The organism is Paenibacillus castaneae (assembly GCF_002884445.1).
GTDB lineage: Bacteria > Bacillota > Bacilli > Paenibacillales > Paenibacillaceae > Pristimantibacillus > Pristimantibacillus castaneae.
The window spans coordinates 3,258,063-3,264,419 of record NZ_KZ614144.1; the positions used below are offsets into that span (position 1 = coordinate 3,258,063).

7 protein-coding genes and 1 pseudogene are annotated in these 6,357 nt (G+C 40.6%); 3 read left to right on the forward strand and 5 right to left on the reverse strand.

Going from position 1 to position 6,357, the window contains the following annotated elements; translation table 11 throughout:
- Positions 1–744 (forward strand): transposase (locus tag CEF13_RS14545; RefSeq protein WP_244917079.1); only part of this gene is annotated, 744 nt, incomplete at its 5' end.
- An 879-nt stretch (positions 745–1,623) separates the two neighbouring features.
- Here CEF13_RS14545 and CEF13_RS14550 read toward each other — a convergent pair.
- The 5 genes from CEF13_RS14550 to CEF13_RS14565 all read right to left on the reverse strand — a co-directional run bounded on the left by CEF13_RS14550 (position 1,624) and on the right by CEF13_RS14565 (position 3,728).
- Positions 1,624–2,286 carry an HAD family hydrolase gene (locus CEF13_RS14550; RefSeq protein ID WP_102711438.1) on the reverse strand — a complete coding sequence of 221 codons (663 nt, stop codon included), beginning with the start codon at positions 2,284–2,286 and terminating at the stop codon, positions 1,624–1,626.
- A gap of 88 nt (positions 2,287–2,374) precedes the next feature.
- Complete coding sequence (locus CEF13_RS14555; protein WP_243864988.1) at positions 2,375–2,677, reverse strand: GNAT family N-acetyltransferase; 303 nt, start codon at positions 2,675–2,677, stop codon at positions 2,375–2,377.
- Between the two features lie 303 nt (positions 2,678–2,980).
- The gene (locus CEF13_RS29250; RefSeq protein WP_243864990.1) at positions 2,981–3,196 is read right to left on the reverse strand and encodes a GNAT family N-acetyltransferase; all 216 of its coding nucleotides are present in this window, start codon (positions 3,194–3,196) and stop codon (positions 2,981–2,983) included.
- 24 nt (positions 3,197–3,220) lie between these two features.
- Positions 3,221–3,424: a hypothetical protein gene (locus CEF13_RS29255; RefSeq protein WP_243864986.1), complete on the reverse strand. Its 204-nt coding sequence runs from the start codon at positions 3,422–3,424 to the stop codon at positions 3,221–3,223.
- 40 nt (positions 3,425–3,464) lie between these two features.
- Positions 3,465–3,728 carry a hypothetical protein gene (locus CEF13_RS14565; RefSeq protein ID WP_102711440.1) on the reverse strand — a complete coding sequence of 88 codons (264 nt, stop codon included), beginning with the start codon at positions 3,726–3,728 and terminating at the stop codon, positions 3,465–3,467.
- 165 nt (positions 3,729–3,893) lie between these two features.
- On the opposite strand from CEF13_RS14565, the gene CEF13_RS14570 reads away from it, so the two are divergent.
- Together CEF13_RS14570 and CEF13_RS29260 are read left to right on the forward strand one after the other, a co-directional pair.
- A complete protein-coding gene (locus CEF13_RS14570) occupies positions 3,894–5,132 on the forward strand; it encodes an RNA polymerase sigma factor (protein ID WP_102711442.1) in 1,239 nt (412 codons plus the stop codon).
- 369 nt (positions 5,133–5,501) lie between these two features.
- Positions 5,502–6,357 (forward strand): annotated as a pseudogene (locus tag CEF13_RS29260) (IS3 family transposase); the annotation flags it as partial.

The following is a 6,357-nucleotide window of genomic DNA, read 5'->3' on the forward strand; positions in this document are numbered from 1 at the left end:
TGGGTTGACGTAGTGTTCCCTGAGCTGCGACAAGTATTTAAGAACCTGTTGTGCAGGGGGGCATTGGCAACACTACGTCTTTTCCCAACGCCTGAAGAACTGAGAAGGCTAGCGCCTCAGGACGTGGTGAGTGGCTGGAAATCCATTATGCAACGTCAACCCGGGAACAAGAAAGCTCAGACCCTTATTGCGCTTGCTCGTCATTCTGTTGGCTCTAAGCAGGCAACGCATGCGTACAAGCTCCACTTAACGCAACTTCTGGCTGAATACGACCTGGCTTGCCAACAGCTGCAAGTCGTAGAGGCAGAGATTACGGCAGTCTTAGACCGTATTCCTTTTGCTAAATCTATGCTTGCGGTCAAAGGGATTAGCGCCATTTCACTCGCAGGTATTCTCGGTGAGGCTGGGGATTTAAGTGGCTTCACTCACGGTAATGCACTGCTTCGCCATGCTGGTCTCAACCTTGCAGAAGCAAGCTCAGGTAAATGGACGGGTCAGATGAAGATTAGTAAACGCGGACGATCGCGCCTTCGTCGCTTCATTTTCATGATGACCATAAGTTTGGTTGGGAACAACCCAGAGTTCAAAGCCATGCATGCGTACAATGTACAGGTTAAAAAGATGAAGAAAATGAGGTCTCTGATGAAACTATGCGGTAAATTGGCACGAATACTCGTTGGAATGGCTCGTAGCAACGAGGCATACCATCCTCATAAAACGATGCCAATTCAACTAGCAGCTTAAGCTTAATTTAACCGTTTCGTCGTACGAATTTTGGCTTATTCGTAGGATTTCAAAGAAAGCACGGAGTACCGGATGCATTGAACCAAAGGGCACCGACCCGTAACGTTAGCAAGACCGGCCTCCACCCCTTGGACAGGCGTAACGAAGGAATGAGAGGGCAAAGACCCGTTGAGACATGGGAGTGATAACCTCCAGGGGCAGCGTGGAGAATGCGTGCAGTATATGGAAGGATATGGGGCTTGCAACCTCCCCCTCTATTTCCTCACGCCTTCATGTTGACCTGGTCTTCAACTACCTTTCTCTACTATCTTTCCGCATTTCCGGCAAGGGTGAAATCCTGCGAATAAGCGAGTATTTGTGAGAAAATTGAATCGTACTGAGGGAGTTCAATGCAATATTATTGATTTTGGATAGACATTTTTATTTGCGTCATATGATAACCATCTGTATCATGCGTAATAACTTTTATTAAGTCACTGTTGGCTTCAATAACCCATACAGTATCTTTATCAATTTGTACTGTAGAAATTTGCTAAGGCGTTGGTTGACTAGGTATGCCTTGAACTGTCACCAAGTTATTGTTAAGAGGAACCACTATTTTATTTACTGCCCATAGCGTTAAAACTGTAAGCCAAATCATAATAAAAAGTGCATAGACATTTTTCTGTGACATGTCTTCTCTCCTTCATTCTCCTTGAAATTGGTAATCATTATTTTAGACGTTCTAAAAGTCATTAAGTTTCACTAAACTGCCCGTTAGCTCAACGAGGCTGCCGATTTATGTCGGCAGCCTCGTCCTGGTGATTATTAATCTATAGTGTCCCGTTGAGCGAAGGGCTGTCAGGCGACTGCCCTCTTGGTATTGAACTATCGTACCCGTTAGTTGAATTGCTCAATTAGTGATTTTAAACTCTTTTGTTCCATTGATATCAATCTTAAATCCACATCTACCTCATCGAATTTTAATTCTTTCGTAATATCGTTGGGAATTACAATACAGTGCATTCCAGCGTGCTTTGCAGCTCGAGCACCATTTGGAGAATCCTCGAAAGCAATTGCTTCTTTAGGTTCGATACCAAAGTAATTTAAAACCTGAAGGTAAAGTTCTGGATCGGGTTTTACTTTTTTAACATCATCACGAACACGAATACAATCAAAGTATTCAACTACATTTAATCTCATTAAATGTTCGTTAACCCAATCCTTGGTCGAGCTTGAAGCTAACCCTACTTTTAGTCCTAGATCCTTAGCAGCTATCAAATATTCTTCTACTCCAGGTCTTATTTTTTCTTTCACTATTAAATTCCCAAACTTCAATCTTCTTAAAGTACGGATTTCCTCTCGATTCAATGGTTTACCAACACATTCATCAAGATAATCATAAGGATTAAATTTACTGCTGTCTGTTCCTACCCATTGGCCCCATTTCTCAATTTCTAATTTTAATCCATGCTCCTCATATATTTCTTGAAATGCTCTAAACTCAGGTGTTTCTGTATCAAAAATAAGACCATCAAAATCAAATATTATCGCCTTAATCATAACTACTGATCTCCCTCTCGACCTCGAACTAAATACCAATTTCCCTTGATTTTCCATACTCCTTTTTTGCATTATCCTGCCAGTTAGCTTAATCCTCCAACCTTTTCTTTAACATCTGTTCATCGTCTTTAACATAATTGCAATGTTCATACGTTCTAATTGCAGCGTTATTCCTTCTACCTGTCAGTACCTTCATACTTTTTACTCCGCGTTCTCTAAGGTTTTCTTCCAGACAAGAAATAATTGCAATTGCAATTCCTTTTCTTTGAGCGGCTTCTTCTACATAGAGTTCGGTAATTTCTCCATATGGTTCTTCATAACAAAATGAATAAAAGCTTTGAGCGCAGCCAAAACCAACGATTTTACCACTTATCTCTGCTACGGCAATCAATTCGTTACGATTTATATTTTAGGCGTTCAATTATCTTAGTTGGGGGTCTTTTTACACCACCGTTAAACTCTTGATTTAGTCTAGAAAGTTCTTCAGCATCGGTTAAGGATGCTAGCCTTAGACTTGCAACAGAATTCATTTCTAGTCACCTCGTCCACTCATTTACAGATACATATTCTACCATATTAATGCAATAAATTGTTGAAGAAAACTGCCCGTTAGTTGAACAAAAGGCTGCCAAGCAGCAGTCCTGTCAGTATGGAACTATCGTTCCCCGTTAGTGTAATGCAATATCGCTATTCATTAATCGAGTTTAATAATCTTATCAAAGCAGTATGAATCTTTGTCATAACCATTATGCACATAGAAAGCATGAGCATCGGTTCGCTTCATTCCGGTACACAGAATAATGCTTGATACTCCAATTTCTTTCGCATATTTTTCAACGTATTGTAGCAATTCAGTGCCTACCCTATTACGCTGAAAATCCTTATGAACAGCAAGCCCAGTTATATGCAGATAACCGTTCGTGGATCCTACAGCTTATCCATGAACGATAGATATGAAACCGACAACATGTTTCTTAAGTAACGCTACAAACATTTTGTAATTGCCGGCTTTGTTCATCTGCTCCATCGTAGTCCTAAAGTTCTCATCCGTAACGGTACGCACTCCAAGTACATCGTTCCACAAGACCACTACTTCGCTATATTCATCAGCTGCAATTTCTCTTATCTTAATTTCCATACTCTCCCCCCCGGTACTAAAAAAACAAAGAATTCGACAACTAACCTTGCACTAGCATAATACCTGAAGAAGCAGCTACTAGATGGCAAACTGCTCCTGGATGTAATTGAACTAGCATTCCCCGATAGGTCAATTGGTTGAGGGTTATAAATTGAAAGATTCCAATCAAGATGAGCAAAGTCACGAGTACTATTATAAAAATTAAGCTCAACCTCAATATATTAGATGACTGAAGTTGTTTGTTCTGAACTTGCTTTTCCAGAAAGCCAATACGTTTTTTAAGCTCCTGAATCTCTTTCTCCATTGGTGATCCTCACTTAATACCACATAGCTGAATTGCCTTTACGCTTTGCTTTTTCGGGGTTTAGAAACAGTGGAATGGCGTCGTGTAAAATTATTTTAAAATGATGTGGCTTTTTACCTCCCTTCGGTGTCTAATGAATTGTAAGTTCAAGAGGAGGTACTACTGGTGTCACGAGCTCAAGACAAAAAGAAAATCCCTGTTCTTCCGGAGGAGCAGGAGCACATCCAGCATTTCGAAGCCATTTATAATAAATATCGAGATAGAATTCGAAATTATATTGCAGTAAAGACAAATTCGGCAACTGCCGATGACTTAACGCAACAAGCTTTTTTAAAAGCAATGGAAAACTTTCACTTGTTTAAGTGTAACTCCAGTATATTTACTTGGCTATTCAAAATCGCGCAAAATATTGTGAAAAACGAGTATCGTACGAGATCACGAAATAAAGAAATTGTGCATGAAGTAATCGATTTTCAGTCCCAATCGATATCCCTTGATATTGCTAGAGATGTCGATATCCGTCTTGATATTAGTGCTGCATTAGCCCGATTAAATGAATTAGATCAGCAAATCATATCATTGCGTTTTTTCGTCGACTGCACTTTATTGGAAATTTCCAAAATCATCGGGATGCCTGAAAGCACAGTTAAGAACAGACTCTACCGTGCCTTAAACAAACTAAAAAAAGAATTAAAAGAATGGGGTGACATTACAATCATGTCTATTAAAGAATTGATATCAATTGTGGATAAAAGCGAGGCTCCCTCCAAGAATGATGGTATGAACAAGGTATACCATGACTTATTTGAAGAGTTGAAAAGCAATGTAGATCGAATTATTACAACCTATCGTCATCGACCTTCTCAGAAAATCGCTATTGAGATCTATCCGGATCTGCCCACTTTTCATCAAGCAATAAACGAACCGGATGCGCCCAATTGGTTTATGGGAACCTATGAAGACAACAAAATTAAAATCGTATCCCCACTCAACCCAGGCCCTGAACATACGTATCAATCGGTATTACGGCATACTATAAGCTTGTTTACGATGTGGTTAGTGAAGGATATCAATCCGTTGGCACCGAAATGGCTTACACACGGGCTCGGCGGGCATGAAGCTAAACAAATGTCACAAGAATATATCCAGTATAGCACCTCCGAAGCGATTCAAAATAACGCTGTCCCTAGCTTTCAAGCATTAACTAATGATACCTGGGATTTCGAAAAGATAGGGGGATATGGATTCTCGTACTTGATCGTAGAATATCTCATCCATTCATACAGTTTAGATGCGCTCAACAAATTCATACGCGATGCCACTGATTTTCAAGGCGCATTTCAAGTATCGGAAGCAGAACTTCACGGGATGTGGGTGCAATATTTAAAATCTAGGCTATGTTAAATTTTAATACTAGTATTTGACCATAACAAAACCACCTTCGAAAAGGAGGTTTTGTTATGGTCTCCCTTAGCTCAACAGTACACTATACATTGTTCTATCTGGTACAGCCTTATAGCCCCTATCATTAAACTATCCTGCCCGTTAGCTTAATGAAGGGCTACCACGAGGCAGCCCTTTCGGCATTGAACTATCGTGTCCCGTTAGCGGAATGACCTAATTGTAATTCATGATACGGTTCACCGTAATGTATCTAAACACAAAGTATATTTTGACCACAAAATTTACATCAGTATATAAAAACAAAGCCACTCCCGACAATGAACTGCACCCCATTTGTTAGACACCATCTAACAAGTGGGGTGCATTTTTGTGGGGAAGTTTTCCGAAAGGAAGAAGTATCAAGCCGTACAGGCCTATTTAGACGGCAAAGAATCCTTCAGGGAGATAGGTGTACGCATCGGTGTGGACCATAAAGCTGTTGAAAAGTGGGTAGCCCTTTACCAAATGAATGGCATGGAAGGTTTGGCTAAGAGATATACAACCTACTCAAAAATGTTTAAACTAGATGTACTGAATCTTATGAATGAGTCAGGGACGTCAATTTTAGAAACAGCTGCTAGGTTTAACATTCCTGCACCTTCAACCATTCTGCAATGGAAGAGGGTTCTTGAGCAGCGAGGTGAAGACGCCCTGTTACCGAAGAAAAAGGGGCGTCCATCCATGAAGGAAGAAACGAAGAAAGCAACTCCAGCTGAAGGCTCTATCGAAGCGCTACAAGCCGAATTAGAACGTCTACGTATGGAGAACGCCTACTTAAAAAAGTTGAATGCCTTAGTTCTAAGCAAGGAAAAATTACAAAGCAAGACAAAGCGCAAGTAATCTTTGAACTAAGGCTAGAATATCCCGTTACATCATTGCTTGAGTTGGCTCAAATTCCGCGTAGCACGTACTATTACTGGGTCAGCACCTTTGACCGCCCAGACAAAGACGCAGCCTTAAAAGTTCGTATTACAGCGATTTATCACGAACACAAGGGCCTCTATGGGTATCGTCGTATTACAGATGTGCTGCACAATGAAGATGAGCGTGTAAACCATAAGAAAGTGCAACGAATCATGCAGGAGCTTGGCTTAAAATCCGTCGTGCGTATGAAGAAATATCGTTCATATAAAGGGAATGTAGGTAAAATTGCGCCGAACATACTGGAGAGGAACTTCATCGCATC

Bases quoted from the DNA above. Each gene is read 5' to 3' on its own strand.
- CEF13_RS14550 (WP_102711438.1), bottom strand. From the start codon at position 2,286: ATGATTAAGGCGATAATATTTGATTTTGATGGTCTTATTTTTGATACA.
- CEF13_RS29255 (WP_243864986.1), bottom strand. From the start codon at position 3,424: ATGGAAATTAAGATAAGAGAAATTGCAGCTGATGAATATAGCGAAGTA.
- CEF13_RS14565 (WP_102711440.1), bottom strand. From the start codon at position 3,728: ATGGAGAAAGAGATTCAGGAGCTTAAAAAACGTATTGGCTTTCTGGAA.